The sequence below is a fragment of the Burkholderia sp. ABCPW 11 genome, from assembly GCF_001523445.1.
GTDB lineage: Bacteria > Pseudomonadota > Gammaproteobacteria > Burkholderiales > Burkholderiaceae > Burkholderia.
The window spans coordinates 63,161-85,412 of sequence record NZ_LOVM01000021.1 but is presented as its reverse complement, the minus strand read 5'-3'; the positions used below and the strand labels follow the sequence as shown (position 1 = coordinate 85,412).

Sequence of the window (22,252 nt, the reverse complement as noted above, 5' to 3'; positions counted from 1 at the left end):
TGTGATCGATGGAAGCGGACCGATCCGCTTGTTCGGGCCAATCGTCGACGCGCGACGGCGCGCCGCGTCGATCAATTAGTCGGTATGACGGCCTGGTCGACGAACGCTGCCGGCCGGTCAACGAGACGACGATTCGCCGGGTGCGTGACTCGACGCTGTTCGCGTATCGGGCGATGGTGTACGCCCGCGTTGTCGTTGGGTCGGGGGCGCATGCCGCGGAGCCCGCAGTTTCCGATCAGGCGGCCGGCGCGACCGATGCGCCCGTGATGCCGTGCCGGCGCAGCGAATCGGCGACGAAGCCCGACGCCTTCATTTCCTCGACGAATGCGCTCAGCTCGGCGGCGGCCGCGTCGCCGCGACTCTTCGGCACGCCCATCGCCTGCCGGATCACCATGAAGCGCTCGTCGAGCAGGCGCAGGCCGGGCGTTTTCGCTGCGTCGGCCTCGAGCTGCTGCTTCACGCCGGCCGCCACTTCCAGTTGCTCCTCGACGAACATCGACACGACGGCCTGCGACGTCGGGGCGCGCACGATCTGCGCGGCTTTCAGTTCGCGGGTGAGGAACAGGTCGTACGCGCTGCCCTTGCCGACGGCCACGCGGTTGTGCGGCTGGTCGACGTCCGCGTTGGTGCGGATCGGCGACGCGTCCGGCACGAGATAGAAGCCTTCGATCAGCACATACGGCGCGGTGAACGCGACGGTTTCGCCGCGCAGCGGATCGACCGCGAAGAAGCCGAAATCGGCGCGCTCTTCGGTCAGCGCCTGCACCGATTTGCCGGCGGCGTCGAATACCACGAGTTCCAGGTCGGCCGACAGGCGCTCGGCGAATGCACGGGCGAGGTCGATCGAGACGCCGAACGGTTCGCCCGTTGCCGGGTCGCGGTTCGCGAGGATCGGATTGCCGAGGTTGATCGATGCGCGGAGCTTGCCGGTGGGAGTGAAGGCGGAGACGACAGCGGGAGCGATGGACATGAGCGGACTCGCGGGAGGCGTAGGGTCGATAGGGGGACGGGCTGCGCGACAGCGCGTCGATGCCGAGCTTATCACCCGGAGCGGTTCCGCGAATGCGGCGCAATCGGCCGAGCGGGGCGATAGCGCAATCTGAAGCGAAGCGTGGCCTAGCCAGACGCGGTCGCGTCACTCGCATTTCGCGCGATGGATGACCCGCCACGCTTGCAGCGATTCGACGAGCTGGAACGGTGAAAGCCACTCGCGCGTCTGCCTGCGGGTGACGAGTTGCATGACAACGAGGAAGTAGCGCAAATCTACGTACCTGGTCCGGCCGCGCATGGTCCGTCTTGTGATCGTCGATACGTGCGGTTGCGCCGGTGTCGGTTCACCCCTGAACGCTGAGCGCCTTCTCGATCGCGGCAATCAGTTTGAGCGCATCGCTGCGCCCGATCAGCAATCCGCGGCTGGTGTACTCGCACCCGAATGCATAGAAGCTCGGCAGCAGCGTCACCATGTCGCTCCGATGATCGAAATCGACTTCGCATTTCGTCAGGGGGAAGAACGGAGGCGCCTCGGCCGGCATGTTGTGCACGACGTTCTCCCCTAGTACATTTTTCGGGGCGGCAACATGCGCTTCGCCCTCGAGCGCTGCCGGGAAACGGCGCTGGCCTTTTTCCGCTTGCGCTCCGTCGTGGGCTTCTCGTAGCCGGTGCGGCTGCGCAACTCGCGGATCAGCCCGGTTTTCTCGACACCGCGCCGGAATCGTCGCAGCGCGACATCGATCGGTTCGTCGAGCTTCAGCGTAATTGTCGTCATGTCGATCCTGTCGGAAAAGGTTTGAACGGAAAGCTAGCCGAGCCGTGTCATGACGGCGCTTGCTATCTCGTCGGATTCGAATTCCGAATATCCTGCGCCGATCGATAACGCACGTACCGCCATGAACATGTGCAGCTCCGGTTGGTGGCACATCGCTGAATCGGCGATTCCGGCGGGGATGACGGTGTCGAGCCGGGTAACTTCATGTCGTCCGATCATGCCGAGCAGTTCGTCGATGATCATTTCGCTCTCCAAAATGCGGAAAAATGGTGCTGTACCGACGAGCCGCTTCAGCGCGGGCTGGCAAAGAACCCCTGCTTGTCGCGATTGTCGTCGATGATGTTCTCGGCGAAGCGCACCGACGCGCGACGGGCGTCGCCGGCGTTGTCGAATGGGGATGCGTCGCCCAGTCTGAAAGTCTGGCTCTGCGTCAGCGTATCGGTGGTGCCGCGAAGGCAAATCTTGACTGCCGCGTCGAACCCGGCATCGTAGTTATGCGGGCAGCCATTCAGCGCCGGCACATGAGGGTAGATCAGCGGATAAATCTCGAATCCACGGTAGACGTGCATGCTCATGAGAAACTCCTGGCGTTCGGCCATGACGAGTCGCATGGGCGAACACATCCGGCCAGTATTCCCGTTGCGGGGCGGGCCAGTGGGTGAAGGGAACAACGTTGCAGCGCGAAGGAGGGGCGATGCAGCAAGCGGGCGGGTGGAGGGGCGAACGGTCAAAGGACGATTGATCGCTCGGATGCACCCATCATACGCGCATCGTTTGTCGAACGTCCAATTTATTCCGGTTGATGCAAGCACGCACCGGCACATGGTGCGACGGGTGGGTGGCCGGACTGCGGACACGCTGCCGGCGCGTGCATTCCGATCCGTACGCAGCGGCCGTCACGCCGTTTTCCGGTGTCGCGCGGAGTCGGCTGTCGGGAAGTACTTCATCGAGTGCGTCGCGCGGTTTCGCGTGCACTATTGCGCAGCAAGCGGGCGTTTCTTCGTGCGCGATTTCGCGACGGCGGGCGGTTGGGGCGGCACCCAGTTCAAGGCGGTGCCCAGCTTCGGCAGAGTCATGGCTTGCTTGGCACGCGGAGGCACCTTGTTGCCGCGAGGCTGGTTTCGGGTCATGCGGGTTCTCCTGCTGCGCCGCTTGCGCGGTTCGGTGAGCACGACGCGCGCCGATCGCGCTCGCGCGATTGAACGTGCGCGCGGCGATCGATGCCCGGATGCGAAGCGGACGGCCGCGCCTGGCCTGCGTCGAGTCGCATTGCCTGCGACGGAAGGCATGGCATGCGAAGCGGCAGCGATGTGCCGCTCGGTGAACGGGGCCGAGACGGTTCGGCGATTACAGCGGGGTGATGTTCGATGCCTGCAGGCCTTTGGGGCCGTTCTTCGTTTCGAAGCTGACTTTCTGACCTTCCGCGAGGGTCTTGAAGCCGTCGCTGCGAATCTCGGAGAAGTGGGCGAACAGATCGTCGCCGCCCTTGTCGGGCGTGATGAAGCCGAAGCCTTTGCTGTCGTTGAACCACTTGACGGTACCGGTATCCATGTTAGATATCCTGAAAAATGAACGAGCGAATATGCCCCGAATGGACGAGGAAAAAAGAATCAAGGAGGGAGAGGACAACGAATACCGCAGGCTGCGGTCGATGATGAGCAGCAATCGCGCTTCTTGAATACTTACGCGGCCGACAGTACGCGTCGTCCGGAGATGTGTCAAGCGCTTTCGGCCCCGGGGGGCGGAATGCGTGACGCTTCTTCGTCGGCGCCGAGCGCTTGCCGGCATGCACGTCGCGCCGCGCGATGCGCGGTCACGGCGACGGCGTCAGAGCGTCGTCAGCAAATGCAGCTGACGTTCGGTTTCGTTTCCCGCGACCAACGAAAAGAACCCGGTCTCGCGACGTTCGACTATCGTGAGCCCCTCGTTGTCGGAGAAGACGTTCCATGCGCTGCCGTCGACATGTGCGATCGCTCCGCGCGTGCGCGCGAATGCCAGCAATAGCGGGCTCGCCTGACGGCGGAGCACCTGGCGATCCGAATTCAACACATAGGGCGGCCAGCCGGCCCGAAGGACGAGATAGTAAGGAATGGAGCCGGGATCGATTGTCATTGGACGGTGCCGTGTGCGAGCTGCGTTTGCCGTCCGGTTGCGTTCGGAACGGTGTCGGGGAAAGCGTGCGATGAATCGGCGGGAGTTCGCCGTGGCGTGCTTACAGTGTATGCGTTGAACCGCTCGATTCGCAGGATATCGTAACGTCGTCCCGCGACGTCGATCACCCATTCGGTTTCGGTAGGGGTTGCGGGCCGGCGACGCGGCGATCGGCCGTCAGTTGGCGCGCACTCGATGAAGGCGCGATGCGCACTGTCCGATGTCGCGCGCGCGGCTTCGGCGTTCACGTGATACCGGATGTTCCGTCCATTTCGTCGATATGTCGATCCGGATGGCGCGGGCGTCGTTGACGGTCGTTATTTTTGCTTTCCCGCTTCACGCGTCGAATGGAACTGCGTGCTGCCGGAACTTTGTAGCGACATCTACTGAATTGCAGTGTTCGTGACGGGCAATTATGCTGCCCCTCATGAATCCCGTCCCGACTTCCTGGCTCCTGTTGATCGTCAGTCTGCCGACCACCGGCGCGACTGCCCGCATGCGTATCTGGCGGACCGTCAAGGCGCTCGGCTGCGGCGCGCTCCGGGATGGGGCATACCTGTTGCCGGCGCAGGCCGAGCAGGCGGTGCAGTTGCGTGACCTGGCCGACGACGCGCGTCACAGCGGCGGGCACGCGTGGTTGCTGGATGTCCGCGCGGACGATCCGGCGGACGAAAGCGCGTACAAGTCGCTGTTCGATCGCGCGGAAGATTACGCAGACTGGCTCGCCGAGCTGTCGGAGGCCCGCAGGACGCTGCCCGATCTGGCGGTAGCCGATCTCAATCGCCTGCAACGCCGCCACGCTCGCACGTACGAGGCCATTCGAAGCATCGATTTCTTTCCCGGCGAAACCTCGCTGCGCGCGCATGCGCAATGGCGGGATTTCACTGCCGCGGTCGAAGCGTTGCGCTCTCCCGGCGAGCCGCATGCCGCTCAACGCGGCATCCCGCGTCGCGACCCTGCGCAGTATCAGGGCCGGTTGTGGGCGACGCGTCGTCACCTGTGGGTGGATCGCGTCGCCAGCGCGTGGCTGATTCGGCGTTTCATCGATCCGCATGCGCGCTTCGTGTGGCTGGAAAACCTCGCCGATTGTCCGGCCGATGCGCTCGGATTCGATTTCGACGGCGCCCCGTTCACGCATGTGGGCGATCGCGTGTCGTTCGAGGTGCTGGTCGCGAGCTTCGGGCTCGGCGACGACGACGGACTCGTCCAATTGGGGGCCATGGTGCATGCGCTGGATGTAGGGGGCGCCGCCGTGCCGGAGGCCGGTGGATTCGAGGCCATCCTCGCGGGTGCCCGCAAGCGCCTTGCCGACGACGATGCGTTGCTGATCGAGATCGGTGCCGTACTCGATTCGTTGTACGTACATTTCCGTGGCAATCGAAACCCTTGACCTTGCTGCTCGCCCGCAACATGAATACACATCGAGACCGCCCGGCCTATACGCTGTGGCAACTGATCCTGTACTTCGCGTGGCTCGGCGCGACGGGCTTCGGCGGGCCGGTTGCGCTCGCCGGCTACATGCATCGGGATCTCGTCGACACGCGACAATGGATCGCGGACGCGGACTACAAGGAAGGCCTGGCGCTCGCGCAGCTCGCCCCGGGCCCGCTTGCCGCGCAACTGGCGATCTATCTCGGCTACGTGCACTACCGTATCGTGGGCGCCACGATGGTCGGGATCGCGTTCGTGCTGCCGTCGTTTCTGATGGTGGTGCTGCTGGGCTACGCATATACGCGATTTGGCGGGCTGACGTGGATGCAGTCGGTGTTCTACGGCGTCGGCGCGGCGGTGATCGGCATCATCGCGATCAGCGCGCGCAAACTGACCGCGAAGAGCATCGGTCGCGACAAGCTGCTGTGGGCGATCTATCTCGTACTGGTTGCCGTGACGGTGATCACCGAATCGGAAGCGGCGTGGCTGTTTCTCGCGGCGGGCCTGCTCGTCTGGTTCGCGCGCTCGCCGCCGAGGTGGCTACGCCAGCGGCGCGTCAATGCGGCCATGGCGTTGCCCGTTTCCGCCACCGGTGCGTGGCTCGGTATCGGCGCTTGGCCGCAGCTCGCGCAACTCGCCGCCTTCTTTGCGAAGGCCGGCGCCTTCGTGTTCGGCTCGGGGCTCGCGATCGTGCCGTTCCTCTATGGCGGCGTGGTCACCGAGCACCATTGGCTCGACGAGAAGCAGTTCGTCGACGCCGTGGCGGTCGCGATGATCACGCCGGGCCCCGTCGTCATCACGGTCGGCTTCATCGGTTATCTGGTGGCGGGGTTGCCCGGCGCGTGCGTGGCGGCAGCCGGCACGTTCCTGCCGTGCTATCTGTTCACGGTGTTGCCGGCCCCGTACTTCAAGAAGTACGGCCGGCTGCCGGCGATTCTGGCCTTCGTCGACGGCGTAACCGCCGCGGCCGTCGGCGCGATCACGGGGTCGGTGATCGTGCTGGCCCGACGTTCGATCGTCGATGTGCCCACCGCCTTGATGGCGCTCGCGACGATCGTGCTGCTGGTCAGGTTCAAGAAGCTGTCGGAGCCGGTGATCGTCGGCGCGGCCGCCGTGATGGGCCTGATCGTGTACCCGCTGTTGCATCACTGATCGTGGAGGCCGCCATGCAATGGATCACGCGACAACGTCCGAAAATCGACAGGGTTGCTTGTCCCTGGCTCATTGCCCGCTTTATCGACTCACGCTGGTCGGCCGGATAGAGCATTCCTCGCTATTCGCTCAGCCCGGCCCGTCGCTGGCGGCCGCGAGAAGCGGCACGACCAGATCGCTGATCGACGTCGGAATTCCATGAGCTCGGCCGCATCGCTGCACGACGCCATTTCGGCAGTCCCATTCGAGCGGGCGGTTGTCCTGCCGGTCGGCAAGAATCGACGTACCCAAATCGGGCGGAAAGCCATGGAAGCCGTCGACGATCTCCTGCGGCACGTCGTCACCCAGCTTCGCGCCCTCCGCACGCGCGACCTCGAGACATTCCCGCAAGTAGGCGAGCGACAGGTCGGTGATGTCGCTTCGCGAGAACATGCCGGCGCGGCGGCCGGTCAGCACCATGAGCCCCGCCACTGCGTTCTGCAAAAGCTTTCGCCACGCGAGCGAGATGAAATCCGCCGCGACCTCGGGCGAGCATCGCGTGCCGCGCAAAGCCGACACCACCACGTTGCTCGCCGGCGTATCGGGCAGGGTGAGCCGAGGCTTGCCCCGCAGCCACACCGATGCATCCGGTTCGCGCTGCGCCGGAAACCAGACGACCGATGGCACGACCTCGGCGCCGGCCGCATGCGGTGCGAACGCGGCCTTTTGCTCGACGCCGTTCTGCAGTACGCAGACGACGGTATTCGCATCGCATAGCGCGGCGAGCCAGGGTGCCGCGCTTGCTACCTGAGTCGACTTGACCGCGACGAACACGACGTTGACCCTTTTCTCGACCGCTTGCGGATCGGTCAGCACGGGCCCGGGCACGACGATCTCGCCGCCATCGAAGCGCAACTTCAGTTGCGCGTGCGCAGAGCGGCCGCAGATCACCGGCGTGCGGCCGGCTTCATGAAGGGCCGCGGCGACGGTCGTTCCGATTGCGCCCGGACCGACGAGGGCGACGCTCGGGTAGTCAGACTTCGTCATGGTGTTCATCCTGTCGAGTGATTTGTCAGATGCGGGCGCAGTGCGAGGGCGAGCGGAAAAATCGCCAGCGCGGTCAACGCGGTCGCATACGTGGCGCCGTGCACACCGATCCTGTCGCCCAGGAAACCGTAGAGAACCGGAGATATCGCGCCCGACGCGATCGTCCCAGTATAGAAAATCGCGAATGCGCGCTCGGTGCGCTCGGGCGCAGACATTTCCGGGACGGTTCCGTACAGCACTGACGAAGTGCCGTTGAGCATCATGCCCAGGATCGGCAGCAGCACCATGGTGAGCGTCAACGGAAGATACATCGTCGCGACGATGCACACGGCCGTACCGCCCTCCGTGAGCAGCACCGTCCTCACCATTCCCATGCGCGCACCGAGCCAGCCGCACATGAATTTGCCGGCCGCACCCCCGATGAAAACGAGTGCAAGGGCTGTTCCCAGCAGGTGAGGCGAGACGCCTTTTGCCTGGAGCAGGAAAGGCAGAAAGGTAAGCAGTCCCATGCGCACGGCCGTATCGAGCACGCCGATGGAAAACAGCGCGGCGAATCCGCTTCTCCCCGTGCCGCCGCGTCGAGCGGATGCAGGCTCTTTTGCCGGCGCCGTTGCAGCGCCGCGCGGCACGGCGGGAAACCAGAGCGCGATGACGGCGGCCACGACGCAGCCGAGTCCGGCGACGATCCAGAGCGCGTGACGCCACGACATCATCGTGACGAGCAGCGAAATGACGGCCGGCAGTGCCGATTTCCCCAGATCGCCGGAAAAGTTGTAGATGCTCAGTGGGCCTCTCGCGTCGCGCCCGTAGATACGGGAGACGGCGCCCGATGCGATCGGATGCTGGGTGCTGGAGCCGCCGCCCGAAATCGCCAGCGCGACGCCCAGGCCGAGCAGGCCACCCGACAGGCCCGCGATCGCATAGCCGAGCGCGGCGAGCAGCGTACCGACTGCGAGCGTCGCGCGGCTGCCCAGGCGTTGTGCGAGACGTCCGGCGGACAACTGCAGCGTCGCCATCGTGCCGGCATAGACGCCGCGCAAGATAGCCAGGGCTGCAAAGTCGAGCCCGAATTCCGACTGCCACACGGGTAGCAACGCGTAGATCATGTCCGTATAGCCGTCGTGCATTGCATGGGCAATGCAGGACAGCCACAGCACGCGCGGCCGCGATGGTGACGTCTCCCGCACGACGGGAGGGGAAAAAACCGGCAAGCGCATCGTCATTCTCTCCGGACGAGCGGTGGATGGAAGCCTGCTCGTGGTCTGGTTTTCAGGTTCGACGTGCAAATTTTATGACCGGGATGCCAGCCGTTTCAATTGAGCTAAAATCCCGTCGACAGAGAGAAAAAGTCACGTCATGAACGAAAACCGAGGCGCCGCGAAGCACCGGGACGAGTTGCCCCCGCTCAATGCGCTGCGCGCTTTCGACGCGGTTGCGCGGCACGGCAGCTTCGCGGGTGCCGCGGCGGAGCTGCACGTTACCCATTGGGCCGTCGGAAAACAGATCAGGTTGCTGGAGGACTGGTTCGGCCTGCCGTTGTTCGATCGGCGCCCGCGTGGCGTCGTGCTGACCGACGAAGGGGCCGCGTTGCTGAACGACGTCAGCCACGCGTTCGAGCGCCTCGGTACCGCGGTCGTGCGGCTGCGCCACAACCCGTTCGCGCACCGGATATCGGGTGTCGTGCGGGTGAACGTGCCGATGAGCTTTGCGCTTTGCTGGCTGTTGCCGCGGCTCGCCGATTTCCATTCGCGGTATCCCGACATCGACGTCAGGGTGTCGACGACATCGCGCAAGCTGCGCTATGTCGCGGATGCTTTCGATATCGGTGTCCGCTCCGGGCCGGAGCAAGGCGCGGGCGTCGTGTCGCGCCCATTGATGCCCGACTTGCGCGTACCGGCCTGCAATCCCGCATTGCTGCGCCAGCATCCGATACAGAGCGCGACCGACCTGCGCCATCACACGCTGCTGCATTCGGCCACGACGCGCTCCGCCTGGTCGCACTGGTTGAAGGAAGCGGGCGCTTCCGATCTGCGAGCCGCGCGCCATGTCGAATTCGATCACGTGAATCTTCAGCTTGGCGCGGCCGTCGAGGGGCTCGGCGTGGCGCTGGCGTCGCTGCCGCTGATCGCGCGCGATCTTGCCGAGGGGCGCCTCGTGTGTCCCATCCCATCGCCTGTATGGCGCGCCGACGACTACATGCTGGTGACGAACGCCGATCGCGCCGACGATGCGGCCGTGTCCGCGTTCGACGCATGGATGGAAGGCATGGCGAATCAGGAGGGGGCCAGGCTCGCGGATCAGAGCGGGCGGTGATGCTGCGCCGCGAGCAAACGCAGTCCAATGGTTTGTTTGGATTCCTGATGATGAGATTGAAAACCGGGCATCGGTTTTACCAACGGAAGCGTGCTTCGCCGGAGTAGTGCGGCCACTACTCCGGACTGGCGCATCGGCGATCAGAAGCCGTGGAACATGCCGATGTTGACCTGAACCTGGTTGCCGCCCGACGAGGTGTTGCCAAAGTCCGCAGCCGAAGCCTGTGCGCCCTTGGCATGGACGTAGGCGCCCATCGCGTACAGCGCGGTACTCTTCGACAGCGAGTACGTCGCACCCAGCGACACCTGGTTGATCGAGGCCATCGTGCGGCCTTCGGCCGCTTGCGTGGGTGTGGCCGCGGAACCGTATACATACGTGTAACCCGTCGCCAGGGACAGCGCCGGCGTGACCCGGTACTGCAGGAGCGCACCCAGCACGTTGAAGTGGATCGACGGCTGGCCGTCGTTGCCCTGGTACTGAGCGTTCGAGTAGCGCAAGCCCGCCGTGTACGGCCCCACCTGGTATTGGGCGGCGATTTGCGCGATGCCCGCACTCTTGAACGCATTGCCGCCGTTGTAGCCCGAACTCGGATAGCCGAGCGCGCCACCGAAACTCGGTTGAGCGGTTGCGTTCAACCATCCGTTCTCGCCCTGGTTGGCCGCGTGAAAGTAGCCGCCGGCAACCGTCAGGCCGCCTTGAGCGTAGGTTGCGGCCGCCGACCACGATTGACCCGAGCCCATCGCACCGGCAACGCCGCCGAACGAGTACGCACCTTCAGCCTGGAAGCCGTGGATGATCGGCGAGATGTACTTCACCGCATTGTTCTGGTTCGTCGTGTTGTCGTTGTTGTCGACGTCGCCCGGCGTCGAGAACGTCGACGCCGAAATGGCGTCGCCCGTCAGGACCTGGACCATTTCCGTCACGGCATCGAGCTGGCGCCCCATGCGCAGCGCGCCATACTGATCGGATGCGAGACCCACGTAGGCCTGGCGGTTGAACAGCGAACGCGTGGAACCGATGGGCCCTTGGCCACCTATGCCGCCTGTCGCGATGTTGAAACCATTCTCGATCTTGAATACCGCCTGGAGGCCGCCCCCAAGATCCTCTTGCCCCCTGAGGCCCCACTTGTTCGAACCCGCGGCGCCGCCGTCGAGGCCGAACCGGCTGTGGCCGTTGATGTTCGACGTATAGCCGATACCGGCATCGAGCATGCCATACAACGTGATCGACGATTGGGCCATGGCTGCCGAAGATGCTGCGAAGGCGGCAACGGCGATGACGCTGATGTTGATTTTCTTGTTTTTCATCTGCATTTCACGGTCAGGTGTGGTTTCGGGATGGATTGAAACGGCTTTTGTCGTATTCACGGCTTGCACGTCGTCTCGGTCGTGAAAGCCGGCGTCATGTTCGCCAAAGCGGCATATCGAGTTCGATCATTTCGTGATCCTTACAAATTTGCGTGGGGAAGCGCCGCGCTGCTCGACCGTCGAACCCCATGCTCGCGTCATACTTGCGAACGAGGTCGGCGGCGGCGAAACCAGAGGCTGCTCCACCTGCGACAAAAGACGAGCTGGGAATATCGGCGATCCTTGCGGACTGACCAAGCGTCCGGTTCAGCCACTGGCGACGTGCGCCAATCGTTTCGCCGAGCGTCAATAAGACGTGGTCACACTTTGCAAGTGGAAAAACCATATCAGGAACATAAATTCCCGTCAAAATTTGTTTGATATAAGTTAATCTCGTTTGATGACCTGGCGCCTTACGGAGTTTCCCTTATAAGGGTCGGCACGAGAGCGAAGTGTTATCGAGTTGCGCGCCGTCACGCTGATGATGTCGGCGACCGCAAGCGAATGCGAGCGAGGGGCGATAGCGGGCTGCAAGAGCTCGCCACTGAGAGCAACGATCTCGGAAAGGAAAGTACCGGTCGGCAGTTCGTGGTGACGACTGCGCAACACCAGTCAAATTCGATCGTTAGACCAGCGGAGAGTCGCCGCCGAAAATGGGTCGCCAAGGTTCGTCCTTGGTCATCGTTCCATTTTCTCCCGGATTGCAATAATCGAAACGGAAAAGGCGATTATCGAGTACCCGTCCGCATTGGCCGGAAACGCGCGAGACGAGCGGATGGCGCTACCGTTCGGCGGTGCGCTGAAGGAGGCGGGCGTTGCGACAGCCGTCGTCGCACGCGATCTCGATTTTCGCGCGGGCGAACGGGCTAATGAGAGCGCTGGGCGAATCGGTATTTCCGGGCCGGTAGCCCAACGCCCAGTATCGTGCCCCGGTGGCGGCGATCGAACTTCGATCGCAGATGAAATCAGCCCGTGATTTCGCGTTGCATTAGATAGAATTTCATGTCGTCGCGGCCATGCATTGAAATCGGTATCGGATCGCGTTCAAAGCCGAGCATTTCGTAGAATGGGTATGCCGATTCGCGCGCCGTACACCAGAGCAGGGTGCCGCGCTGTTCGCGAACATGGCGAATGGATAAATTGACCAGCAGGCGTCCGAATCCCAGGCCGCGTACCGACGGATGGACGGCCATGCCGCGAAGGCGCCACGCGTCAGCGTTCGAAACGCCGGATTGTCCTTCCTTACACACCGATGCCACGGCAACGATATTGTCGTTGTCACGAACGGCAAAATGCATGGTCGTTGGAGCATGGTCCCCGTCTAGAGCGCTTCCCTCTTCATCCCCGGCCATCAAGACTGCGGCCCTGAGGGGATAGGTTTCTTCCGCACGGACGGCACAGATGGTAAAGCGCACTTCTTGTGAAGTCATATAATTATCGGCTCTCTTCGTGACGCAGATTTTCTTCCAATTCTCTTTCGGCACACCCACTCGCAAAATTAGCAGTTGCCGGGCACGCCCAGTAAGGGTAATTTCCTATCAGTTTCTTTTTGAATCATACGCTAACTGCGATCACAGATGACGTCGAAAGTCTCGACAGATGCAGAACTGGCCTACGACGAGATTCGATCGAGGATCTTCGACGGCCGTCTTGCGCCTGGGCAGAAAGTATCCCACCGAGGCCTGTCGGACGAACTGGGTTTCGGCCAAATGCCGGTGCGCAGCGCATTGCATTTGCTCGAGTCCGAAGGGCTGGTCGTCGTGATCGAAAAGAGCGGCACTTATGTCGCGTCGCCGACTACCAGCGATCTGCGCGAAATTTTTGAAATGCGGTTGGCCCTGGAGAGTACCGCAGCGTTTCTAGCAGCGAGATCGGGAGTCACGGCGGGCCTTCGCGACGCGGCGGAAAAAATGCGGAAACTGGTCGACCGGGATGTTTCGGACATCATGCTCGAGCAGCGTATCGGTTGGGTGTTTCATCAAGAGTTGTTTGCTGCCGCACGGAACGTGCGAATCTCATCGGCGTATGGTCTATTGCGGGCCCAGACCTTGGCCCTGAACGAACTCCCGCGCGGCGACGCTGAAACCGTTCGGCGCGGCACGATCGAGCACCTGCACATCTTTCACGCAATCGAAGCGAACGACGGCGAGCTTGCGCGTCAGCATATGTGGAATCACATCGTTGACGGTACGCCGGCACGGATAAAACTGCTAAAGGCGCGGCATGAACACGAAAAATAAAGGGCTTTCTCTTCCGATGCAAATGCTTGGCGGTCTCGTCCTGGGCGTCGCCTGCGGCGTGTTTGCGCCGGGCTTTGCCGCGAAGCTGGGTTTTCTGAGCACGATGTTCGGCCACGCGATCAAGATGGTCGTCATGCCGTTGATCTTCCTGTCGGTCACGGTCGGGGTCTTTCGCGCGGGCAGGCTTCGCGAGCGGCTTGGCAAGGTCGCACTGTTCAGCATCGGCTTCTTCGTCTGCATGACGGGCTTGGCTGCATCGTTCGGGCTGTTGCTCAACTTCGTGTTTCGACCAGGTCTCGGGGCGAGCATGACGCACTCCGGATCGATGCCCGCGGCGCTCGCGTCCAGCATCGACTGGACGAAATTTCTCGTCGATTTGATCCCCGCCAACATCGTCGCCGCGCTTTCCGCAGGGAATTCTCTCCCGGTGCTCGTGTTCGGCGTCATTTTCGGCGCGGCATTGTCGGCCGCCCCGGAGCGTGCCGAGCCTGCGATCGCCGTTTTCGAGGCGCTGCTGTCGGGCCTGTTCAAGATGATCCAGTGGGTGATCGCATGGTCGCCGCTCGCGATCTTCGCCGCGATCGCGCAGTTGTTGTCGGCCAAGGGCTTTGCGGGCGCGCATTCGCTCATCGAGCTTCTGGGCGTGGCCTATCTCGGCATGGCGGTTCTGGCGGTGGTACTCACCATCGTCATTCGCGTCGCCGGTCAGTCGCCGCTTGCCGTGCTCAGGAAGGTGAGGGAACCGCTGATCCTTGGTTTCACGACGCGTTCGTCCGAAATTACCTATCCGCTGCACCTGAAGAAGCTGGTTGAACTGGGCGTGCCTTACGGCGTGGCGTCCACGATTCTGCCTCTGGCCTATATTTTCAATCGCGACGGCGCGGTGCTCTATACGGCCCTCGCGGTCGGCTACCTGGCCGACGCCTATCACCTTGCCTGGTCCTGGCCGCTGGTGATCACGATTTTGATCCTGACGATCGTCACCATCGATGGAGCGGCCAATGTGCCCTCCGGGGCGATCGTGGCCATCACCATCGTTCTCACGTCGATCGGCTTGCCGGCCGATGCGGTGCTGCTGCTGTTGGGCGTCGACGCCTTTTTCGATATGGGAAGAACCGCCCTGAACGTCTACGGAAGCACGGCGGCAGCGGCTGTTGCGGTGAGGCTTTCCGGTTCGGACAGCATGGCCGCAGAGACCGTGACTGGTCAGGCAAGTGTGTAGGCGCTTCGAAACCGCCGGCCGCCGCGCGTTTCGGCGTTGCGCGTGCCCAGTGCGAGGAGCCGGCGTGCGGCCACTCGGGCATCCGGGCGCGGCGCGGAGACCGGGTTGGATGGACGAGCGTATCGATCAAGTGGTAGTTGGTAGAGCAACGTATCATTGCAGGAGAAACATGATGGTTGGTTCGGAATCCGCAGATTTTTTCATGCTGCGTTTAGGCACGCCGCATCCGTCGTGGATATTCACCGATGACAGCAACATGATCGGCATTGTCGATTGCGACGGGGTGATGAGCGCCACGTTCGAGCTGGATCGCAGCCAGGTCGCACGGATTCGAGGATTGGGCCGATCGGTGGAGAGAATCAAGTGTACGTGCGAGCGCGCTGGCAGGGAGCTGCACTTTTATCTCCATGGCAGACGGATGTCTCAGGGCGTGTGGGCCGGAGTCGCGTCGGCCGATCCCGACTATCTGCCGACCGACGCGATGATCGCCACATGGGAAGTGCCGAAGCCCGTCGATGCGTTCAGGTTGACGGACGTCGGTGCAGACATGATCGCTTCGGTTAGCCCGGCCTGAACTGCGATCACAGTTTGGGCGCGGGCTCGAGCCGGAACGTCCCGATCGGCGTGACCGAACGTTCGACATGCCCGTCTGTCTGCACGCGTACATCGTCTGATGCATGTGGTCCTGGCACACTCAACCTCGGATCGCCAGGACCGATTTGCTGGCCAGTTCATCGGCCAGCGCTTTTTATTCATTGAGCCGGTTGAATCGGTTCGCTTGCCTCGCGCCCTCCGATCAGGAGAGGCGCGCGGTGCTGAGGTCTCCTTCGAGCGAAGCCGCCGCGAGTCGGCACGCGAGCGCAACGCATCAAGCCACCCGGAGGAGATCGCATCATCCTCGATGCCCGGGTGGCGCCGCACCGCCAAGCCGAGTGCTCGCCTTCCCATGCATCCCGCCAGCCTGATTGCCATGACCCCGACCTTCGCCCCCGTCACGCACGCCGACGCCGAAACCCTCGTCGCGATCCGCATTGCCGCGATGCGCGACAGCCTCGAACGCATCGGCCGTTTCGATCCGCAGCGTGCGCGCGACCGGTTTCTCGTGTCGTTCGATCCGGCGCTCTGCCGTTTCATCGAGATCGACCATTCGGGTGCGGGCTTCTATACGCTTCGCCCGATGACGGATCACTGGCTGCTCGACCACCTGTACATCGTGCCCGCGCACCAGGGGAGGGGCATCGGCGCCGCCGTGCTGCGCGAGATCCTTGCCGAAGCCGACGAACACCGGATGCCCGTTCGCGTCGGCGCATTGCGCGGCAGCGACTCGAACCGCTTCTACGAACGGCACGGCTTCGTGCGAACCGGCGAAGCGGAGTGGGACATCTACTACCGGCGCGAACCCGGCGCGTCGACGACATAGCATTCGCGCGATGCATTCCGGTTGAAATCGACACACGCACATTAGCGTTTCCACCCATGTGGAAAATGCGGAGCCGGCCGATGTTGCAGAGAGGGCGTAAATAATTGATCCGAGGCCGACTATGACGACATCTGCAACAAACGACGTGAATGCCGTGCCGTCCGAAACGTCCGACAGCGCAGCGGCATCGGGCGAGGCGGCCCGCGTACCGTCGATCCTGCTGGTCGACGACGAACCGAACGTGCTGTCGGCGCTCAGGCGCGTGTTCCGGCCCACCGGCTACGACATCGTGACCGCCGACAGCGGCGAGGCCGCGCTCGCGATCCTGGCGTCGACCGAAATCGACCTGATCGTGTCAGACATGCGGATGCCGCACATGAGTGGCGCGGAATTCCTGGCGCGCGCGCGGGGGCTGTACCCGGACACGATGCGCATTTTGCTGACCGGCTATGCGGAGATCGCGTCGGTCATGCAGGCCGTCAACGAAGGCGGCGTGTATCGCTACCTGAACAAGCCGTGGGACGATCACGACCTGCTGTTGACCATCGAGCAGGCGCTGGAGCAGCGCCGTCTGCGTCGCGAAGCGGCCCGGTTGGCGGCGCTGACGGAGGCGCAGAACGAAGCGCTGCGCCGTTTCAATACGGACCTCGAAACGCAGGTGCGCGCGCGCACCGAAGAGCTTGGCCAGACGGTGATGTTTCTCGAGGCGGCGCAAAGCGACCTGAGAAGCAGTTTCACGGCGATGGTCCAGGTGTGCGCGAGCATGATCGAGCTGCGCTGCGGGGCCGCGAGCGGGCATGCGATGCGGGTCGGCGAGATCGCGCGACGGCTCGCGCTGGCGGCCGGGATGAGCGAACTGCACGCGCAGGACGTCTATTTCGCGGGGCTGTTGCACGGCATCGGCAAGCTGTCGCTGCCGGATGAATTGCTGCACAAGCCGCTCACGCGGATGACGACGGACGAGCACCGCATGTTTCAGGAGCATCCGTTGCGTGCGCAGATGGTGCTCACGCCGGTCGCCCAGTTGCACAAGGTCGCGTCGATCGTGTTGCACCAGTACGAGCGCTTCAACGGCCGTGGCACACCGGACGGCCTGGTCGGCGACGCGATCCCGATCGGGTCGCGGATCGTCGCGATCGCGCGCGATTTCGAAGGGCTGCGCAACGGCGAAATCGGTGCGCCGCATTCGATCGAACAGGCGATCGACGTGTTGCGCTCGCAGGCGAACGTGCGTTACGACCCGCAACTGGTTGCGCGCTTCATCGAGTTGATGCGGGATCCGGCGAGTCTCGGCATCGCGGCGTCCGTCGCGGAAATCCGGTCGGCTCAATTGCGCGAGGGGATGCAGCTCGCCGACGATCTGCGCACGCATCGCGGCGTGCTGTTGATGACGAAAGGCAGCGTGATGTCCGCGCACCAGATCGAGCTCGTGCGCCGCTTCGAGATGCGCGAGGGCACGCCGTTCGACATTCTCGTGCTGGCCCGTCCGGCCGGGCAGGCGCACGCCCCCGGCGCCGGCGCGCCGCCGGCCTGACGCCGAAACGCCGGCCCGATGGCCGCGGTGCGCGCGACCGCCCGCGCCGCGGCGATGCATTCAACCCGTTCCGGGCGTCCGATCATGCATGGCATCTACAACGTTTCGCTCGTCCTGCTATCGCTCGCGATCGCGACGCTTGCGTCCTATACGACGCTCGACCTCGCCGCGTTCATCTCGCTGCTCGACAATCCTAAGCTCAAGCGCGCATGGCTCAGTGGCGGCGCGGCGGCGATGGGCACCGGAATCTGGTCGATGCATTTCGTCGGCATGCTCGCGTTTTCGCTGCCGGTGCCGCTCGGCTATGCATGGCAGGAAACCGGCGCGTCGCTGGCGATCGCGGTGCTCGTATCGTATTTCGCGCTGAACGTCGTCACGCGCGCACGGCTGGCCTGGTGGCGCCTGTGCGCGGGCGGCGTGCTGATGGGCGGCGGGATCGCCGGCATGCATTACACGGGGATGGCCGCGATGCACATGCAGCCCGGCATTCGCTACGATGCCGCGCTGTTCGCCGCGTCGATCGGCATCGCGGTGATCGCGTCGACGGCTGCACTGTGGATCGCGCAGGCGTTGCGCATGCAGCAGGCGCGCCATGCGACCGCGCAGCGCATCGGCGCGGCCGTCGTCATGGGCATCGCGATTACCGGCATGCACTACACGGCGATGGCGGCTGCGCATTTCGCGCCGGATGCACGGTGCGGCGCCGCGAACGGGGTCGATGCGCCGTGGCTCGCGACGACGGTCGCGTTGTTTACGATGGCGACGCTGGTCGTCACGCTGCTGGTGTGCCGTTTCGATGCGCGCACAACTTTTCTGCGCGGGATGACCGACACGCTCGAACGGCTCGTGCGGGTGAGAACCAGCGAACTCGAACGCGCGCTGCATAGCTACGAGCAGACGACACGGATGCTGCAACGCACGCGCGAGAACATGGCGGCCGAGATCGACGAACGCAAGGCCGCGCACGCGCTGCTCGAACAGGAAAAGGACGAACAGCGGCGTTTGCTGCATGCGCTCGAGGAAACGCACGACCAGTTGCTGCAGTCGGAAAAGCTCGCGTCGATCGGCCAGCTCGCGGCCGGCGTCGCGCACGAGATCAACAATCCGATCGGCTTCGTCAGCGCGAACCTCAATACGTTGAAGACGTGGGTGCGTAGCCTGCTCGACGTGATCGCGGCACATGAAGCCGTGCTGCCGCAGCTCGACCCCGCCACCCGCGACGCGTTGGCGGCCGTGCGCCGCGCGGCGGATCTCGACTATGTCCGGGACGAGATCGCGCTGTTGATCGACGAGTCGATCGACGGCGCGCTACGCGTGCGGCGCATCGTGCAGGACCTGCGCGATTTCTCGCGCCCGGCCAGCGACGAATGGAGCGTGGTCGATCTCCATGCGGGCCTCGAGAGCACGCTCAACGTCGTCCACAACGAACTCAAGTACAAGGCCGACATCGTGCGCGACTACGGCGATGTCCCGCACGTCGAATGCCTGCCGTCGCAGTTGAACCAGGTTTTCATGAACCTGCTGGTCAACGCGGCGCAAGCGATTCCGGAGCGCGGCGTGATCACGATCCGCACGTCGAGCGACGGCGATCAGGTGTCGATCGCGATCAGCGATACCGGCGTCGGCATGACGCCCGACGTCGCGCGGCGGATCTTCGATCCGTTCTTCACCACGAAGCCGGTCGGGCAGGGCACGGGGCTCGGACTGTCGGTATCGCACGGCATCGTCGAGCGTCATCGCGGCACCATCGACGTGACCAGCGAGCCGGGGCGCGGCACGACCTTCCGGATACGGTTGCCGGTTCGACGCGCCGGCGACCGCACGCACGCGGCAGCGCAGGAGCAACGGGCGTGACGACATGACGGCGAGTGGTCGCGGGCGTCGTGTGTCATGCCGATCGCTTGCGGCGCTGACGACGAAAGAAATGCCAGAACATCGCGGTCGCGTCCGGCCCCGTGGCGGAATGGAACGGCTCGTCCGGATCTCCGCCGCTCCATGCATGCCGCAGCCCGCGAACGACACACACCCTGACGACCAGCCGTCCACGCTTCAGATAATCGATGTAGTCCGCCTCGTCCTGCGCGTAGCGGCGTTGCTCGCCGACGCGGATCGCGCCGTGTTCATCGACGAGCCGGTTGAGTCGCGCGAACGCGATGCCGAGCTGCGTCGCATTGCGGTCGGTCACGACCGTATCGAGCGCGCCGTGGACGACGAGCGCCGGCATGCCGGGATAGGACGCGACGTCGGTGCACGCGTCGAGCACATGGATCGGATCGTCGCGGATGCCGCGACGCATCAGGCTCATCGCGGCCATCGTCGACGACGGCGGCGCGATCGCCGGGCCCGAGTGCAGGCCGACCGCCGCGAAGCGGTCGGGATACCGTATCGCCAGCGCCGCGGCGAGCCCGGCGCCCGCGGACATGCCGGCCACGTAGATCCGGTCGCGATCGAAGCCGTGTCGCCGCACGATGGCGTCGACCAGCGACGCGACGGCCGCGGCTTCGGACTGGGTCGCGTCGCCATGCCAGTGCCAGCAGCGGTGCGCATGGGCCGTCTTGGCCTGCTCGGGAAACAGCACGGCGAACCCGGACCGCTCCGCGAGACGGCACATGCGCGTGCCTGCGGCGAACGATTCGGCGGTCTGCTTGCAGCCGTGCAGCATGACGACGGCCGGCATGCCTGCGGTTGCCGCCGGGGCGACGGGGAGATACAGCGCGTACGCCAGATGGTTCACGAGCCGGCCGGCGCTCGGGCCAACGGAATGAAACGAGCGGAGCCAGGTGCCGGGCGGCCGGGCCGACGGGGCGCGCGCGGCGCCGGTCCGTCTGGCGGTACGGACGGTGGAGGCGGGCTTGGCGGTCCGCGGGGCGGCCTTTTTGGTCGCCTTCTTGACGGCCGGCCGCGACCTGCCGACCGACTTCTTCGGGCGCGCACCGGTCGCGATGGCAAACAGGTCGAGAGGCCGCAACCAGAGGCTTGGTTTTTTCCTGGGCATGTGCAGTTTCGTGCCGGCGGCCGGCCGTGGCAGGAAAATGTGGCCGAATCCGGCGTCGGGATGAAGGTAGAGCGAGCGCGGCGCAAGGTTCGTACTGCCGGTGCCGCGGCAATCGAACGGCGCCGCACCGACTGTCTCGGCCATGCTAGCCGCCCGACGTGACGTGCGTGCGAATCGAAGGTCGCTTCGGCCCTGTCGCGACCGTCAATTCAGCAGCATATCGTTCAAAGGTGCCGAATGCCGCGCCCGGCGGTCGACGGTGGCCGGCGGGCGCGGTCGATCGAAGCCGCCGCTCGACGCTCTCCGCCCGCGCGGGCGGAAACGACGACGGCGATCGAATCGCCGGCTGACGCCGATATTCACGTAATATCGTGCGGTTCGACTGCAGTGTCCATCGTTCATTCCGTTGTGAGGGGCGACATGCGGCTTGCTGATTTCATCGTACGGAACATGGAACCGATCCTGGTGCAGTGGGAAGCGTTCGCCGCCACCCTGCTACCGGCCGCGCGGAACATGAACTCGATCGGGCTACGCGATCACGCGCGTGAGATTCTGACCGCCGTCGCCAAGGACATCGCGACGCCGCAAACGAGGGAAGCGCAACGTCAAAAATCGCTGGGGCACGCACCCGAGCCAGTGAATGCCGGAGAGACGGCCGCCCAGACTCATGCCGCCCTGCGCGCCCGGCGGGGCTTCAACATCAACCAGTTGGCAGCCGAGTATCGGGCGCTGCGCGCCAGCGTGCTGCGCCTGTGGATCGACGAGTGTCGGCCGAGCGCGCCCCATCTGGACGACGTGATTCGCTTCAACGAGGCGATCGATCAGGCGCTGGCGGAATCCGTCGCCTTTTTTACCGAAGAGATCGAGCAGGCTCGCAACTTGCTCCTCGGCATGCTGGGCCACGACATGCGCACGCCGCTGCAGACGATCCAGGTCACGGCGTCGTATCTCGCGGCGCTCAATGCAGGTGAGGAGGTATCGGAAGCAGCCGCGCGCCTGATCAGAAGCGGTGCCCGCATGCACGGCCTTCTCGACGATCTCTGCGATTTCAATCGAACCCAGCTCGGACTGGGCATCAACGTCGTTCCCCGCAAGATCGATCTCGCGCACGTGCTCGTCAACGTGGTGGACGAATTGCGGGCAGGTCATCCCGATCGCGAAATTACGCTCGATATGAGCGGCGATCTGCGAGGTGATTGGGACGATCAGCGAATGCAGCAACTGCTGAGTAATCTGGTGAGCAATGCCGTCAAGTACGGCGCGGCCGGGACACCGGTGCGGGTGATGGCCGAGGCGGGCGGCGCGGAGGTGCTCATCGAGGTCGGCAATAACGGCCCGGCCATCGATCGGCTCACGCTGGACCGCATCTTCGATCCGCTTCAGCGCGGCGCGGATCGTTCAGACAGAACGGGTGACGATACCGGCCTGGGACTCGGCTTGTTCATCGCCAACGAAATTGCCAAGGCGCATCGCGGCCGGATCGACGCGCGGTCCGATCAGACGGAAACCGTATTCGCGGTGCGGCTGCCGAGAGGCGTGTGAGGCGGGAAGCGGGGGCCGGGGATGCGTTGGCTTTGCGCGAGTCCGCTCGGAGGCGCGCGGGATGGTGGTGCTGCATCGCTTGGGGCGGAGGTTGCGGCAGTTTGCTGCTGGTGGG

24 protein-coding genes and 1 pseudogene are annotated in these 22,252 nt (G+C 64.2%); 11 read left to right on the top strand and 14 right to left on the bottom strand.

Going from position 1 to position 22,252, the window contains the following annotated elements:
* Positions 1-235 precede the first annotated feature (235 nt).
* The 8 genes from WS61_RS08550 to WS61_RS08520 form a co-directional block, all read right to left on the bottom strand.
* Positions 236-970, bottom strand: coding sequence for an ABC transporter substrate-binding protein (locus WS61_RS08550; protein WP_059500069.1), 735 nt, complete (start codon positions 968-970; stop codon positions 236-238).
* Between the two features lie 364 nt (positions 971-1,334).
* Positions 1,335-1,541, bottom strand: a complete 207-nt coding sequence (locus tag WS61_RS08545) for a hypothetical protein (protein WP_059500068.1) — start codon at positions 1,539-1,541, stop codon at positions 1,335-1,337.
* Between the two features lie 11 nt (positions 1,542-1,552).
* Positions 1,553-1,765, bottom strand: a complete 213-nt coding sequence (gene rpsU, locus WS61_RS08540; RefSeq protein WP_059500067.1) for a 30S ribosomal protein S21 — start codon at positions 1,763-1,765, stop codon at positions 1,553-1,555.
* A gap of 33 nt (positions 1,766-1,798) precedes the next feature.
* Entirely contained in the window at positions 1,799-2,008 is a 210-nt protein-coding gene (locus WS61_RS08535) for a hypothetical protein (protein WP_059500066.1), read from the bottom strand.
* A 47-nt stretch (positions 2,009-2,055) separates the two neighbouring features.
* Positions 2,056-2,340: a hypothetical protein gene (locus WS61_RS08530; RefSeq protein WP_059500082.1), complete on the bottom strand. Its 285-nt coding sequence runs from the start codon at positions 2,338-2,340 to the stop codon at positions 2,056-2,058.
* Between the two features lie 399 nt (positions 2,341-2,739).
* Positions 2,740-2,895 carry a hypothetical protein gene (locus WS61_RS35175; RefSeq protein ID WP_179949666.1) on the bottom strand — a complete coding sequence of 52 codons (156 nt, stop codon included), beginning with the start codon at positions 2,893-2,895 and terminating at the stop codon, positions 2,740-2,742.
* A 217-nt stretch (positions 2,896-3,112) separates the two neighbouring features.
* Positions 3,113-3,316 (bottom strand): cold-shock protein, encoded by a 204-nt coding sequence (locus tag WS61_RS08525; RefSeq protein WP_027786486.1) that lies wholly within the window; start codon positions 3,314-3,316, stop codon positions 3,113-3,115.
* A 276-nt stretch (positions 3,317-3,592) separates the two neighbouring features.
* Complete coding sequence (locus WS61_RS08520; protein ID WP_059500065.1) at positions 3,593-3,877, bottom strand: hypothetical protein; 285 nt, start codon at positions 3,875-3,877, stop codon at positions 3,593-3,595.
* A gap of 466 nt (positions 3,878-4,343) precedes the next feature.
* Here WS61_RS08520 and WS61_RS08515 point away from each other — a divergent pair, with 466 nt between their 5' ends.
* From WS61_RS08515 to WS61_RS32905, 3 genes and pseudogenes are all read left to right on the top strand, one after another.
* On the top strand, positions 4,344-5,306 hold the full coding sequence (locus WS61_RS08515; protein WP_059500081.1) for a chromate resistance protein ChrB domain-containing protein: 963 nt from the start codon (positions 4,344-4,346) through the stop codon (positions 5,304-5,306).
* A 20-nt stretch (positions 5,307-5,326) separates the two neighbouring features.
* Entirely contained in the window at positions 5,327-6,499 is a 1,173-nt protein-coding gene (locus tag WS61_RS08510) for a chromate transporter (protein WP_059500080.1), read from the top strand.
* Between the two features lie 14 nt (positions 6,500-6,513).
* Positions 6,514-6,588 (top strand): annotated as a pseudogene (locus tag WS61_RS32905) (chromate resistance protein ChrB domain-containing protein); the annotation flags it as partial.
* Positions 6,589-6,628: 40 nt separating this feature from the next.
* Here WS61_RS32905 and WS61_RS08505 read toward each other — a convergent pair.
* Positions 6,629-7,525: an oxidoreductase gene (locus WS61_RS08505; protein WP_059500078.1), complete on the bottom strand. Its 897-nt coding sequence runs from the start codon at positions 7,523-7,525 to the stop codon at positions 6,629-6,631.
* Positions 7,526-7,530: 5 nt separating this feature from the next.
* Positions 7,531-8,742, bottom strand: coding sequence for an MFS transporter (locus tag WS61_RS08500; RefSeq protein WP_059500079.1), 1,212 nt, complete (start codon positions 8,740-8,742; stop codon positions 7,531-7,533).
* 139 nt (positions 8,743-8,881) lie between these two features.
* On the opposite strand from WS61_RS08500, the gene gcvA reads away from it, so the two are divergent.
* Positions 8,882-9,838 carry a transcriptional regulator GcvA gene (gcvA, locus tag WS61_RS08495; protein ID WP_034208994.1) on the top strand — a complete coding sequence of 319 codons (957 nt, stop codon included), beginning with the start codon at positions 8,882-8,884 and terminating at the stop codon, positions 9,836-9,838.
* A gap of 140 nt (positions 9,839-9,978) precedes the next feature.
* Here the strand turns inward: gcvA and WS61_RS08490 are convergent, their stop codons facing one another.
* From WS61_RS08490 to WS61_RS08485, 3 genes are all read right to left on the bottom strand, one after another.
* A complete protein-coding gene (locus tag WS61_RS08490; protein ID WP_059500077.1) occupies positions 9,979-11,145 on the bottom strand; it encodes a porin in 1,167 nt (388 codons plus the stop codon).
* A 94-nt stretch (positions 11,146-11,239) separates the two neighbouring features.
* On the bottom strand, positions 11,240-11,530 hold the full coding sequence (locus tag WS61_RS34810) for a hypothetical protein (protein WP_157692715.1): 291 nt from the start codon (positions 11,528-11,530) through the stop codon (positions 11,240-11,242).
* 619 nt (positions 11,531-12,149) lie between these two features.
* On the bottom strand, positions 12,150-12,614 hold the full coding sequence (locus WS61_RS08485) for a GNAT family N-acetyltransferase (RefSeq protein WP_059500064.1): 465 nt from the start codon (positions 12,612-12,614) through the stop codon (positions 12,150-12,152).
* A 147-nt stretch (positions 12,615-12,761) separates the two neighbouring features.
* On the opposite strand from WS61_RS08485, the gene WS61_RS08480 reads away from it, so the two are divergent.
* The 6 genes from WS61_RS08480 to WS61_RS08455 all read left to right on the top strand — a co-directional run bounded on the left by WS61_RS08480 (position 12,762) and on the right by WS61_RS08455 (position 19,454).
* Positions 12,762-13,424: a GntR family transcriptional regulator gene (locus WS61_RS08480; RefSeq protein ID WP_059500063.1), complete on the top strand. Its 663-nt coding sequence runs from the start codon at positions 12,762-12,764 to the stop codon at positions 13,422-13,424.
* On the top strand, positions 13,408-14,646 hold the full coding sequence (locus tag WS61_RS08475) for a dicarboxylate/amino acid:cation symporter (RefSeq protein ID WP_082741947.1): 1,239 nt from the start codon (positions 13,408-13,410) through the stop codon (positions 14,644-14,646). Before WS61_RS08480 ends, WS61_RS08475 begins: the two co-directional genes overlap by 17 nt.
* Positions 14,647-14,815: 169 nt before the next feature.
* A complete protein-coding gene (locus WS61_RS08470; RefSeq protein WP_059500061.1) occupies positions 14,816-15,220 on the top strand; it encodes a hypothetical protein in 405 nt (134 codons plus the stop codon).
* A 396-nt stretch (positions 15,221-15,616) separates the two neighbouring features.
* Entirely contained in the window at positions 15,617-16,066 is a 450-nt protein-coding gene (locus tag WS61_RS08465; RefSeq protein ID WP_059500076.1) for a GNAT family N-acetyltransferase, read from the top strand.
* A 121-nt stretch (positions 16,067-16,187) separates the two neighbouring features.
* The gene (locus WS61_RS08460) at positions 16,188-17,600 is read left to right on the top strand and encodes an HD domain-containing phosphohydrolase (RefSeq protein WP_059500060.1); all 1,413 of its coding nucleotides are present in this window, start codon (positions 16,188-16,190) and stop codon (positions 17,598-17,600) included.
* 84 nt (positions 17,601-17,684) lie between these two features.
* Positions 17,685-19,454 (top strand): histidine kinase, encoded by a 1,770-nt coding sequence (locus tag WS61_RS08455; RefSeq protein WP_059500059.1) that lies wholly within the window; start codon positions 17,685-17,687, stop codon positions 19,452-19,454.
* Between the two features lie 34 nt (positions 19,455-19,488).
* Here WS61_RS08455 and WS61_RS08450 read toward each other — a convergent pair whose 3' ends face one another.
* A complete protein-coding gene (locus WS61_RS08450; protein WP_059500075.1) occupies positions 19,489-20,595 on the bottom strand; it encodes an alpha/beta fold hydrolase in 1,107 nt (368 codons plus the stop codon).
* 420 nt (positions 20,596-21,015) lie between these two features.
* Here WS61_RS08450 and WS61_RS08445 point away from each other — a divergent pair, with 420 nt between their 5' ends.
* A complete protein-coding gene (locus WS61_RS08445) occupies positions 21,016-22,137 on the top strand; it encodes a sensor histidine kinase (RefSeq protein ID WP_059500058.1) in 1,122 nt (373 codons plus the stop codon).
* The last annotated feature ends 115 nt before the right edge of the window (positions 22,138-22,252 follow it).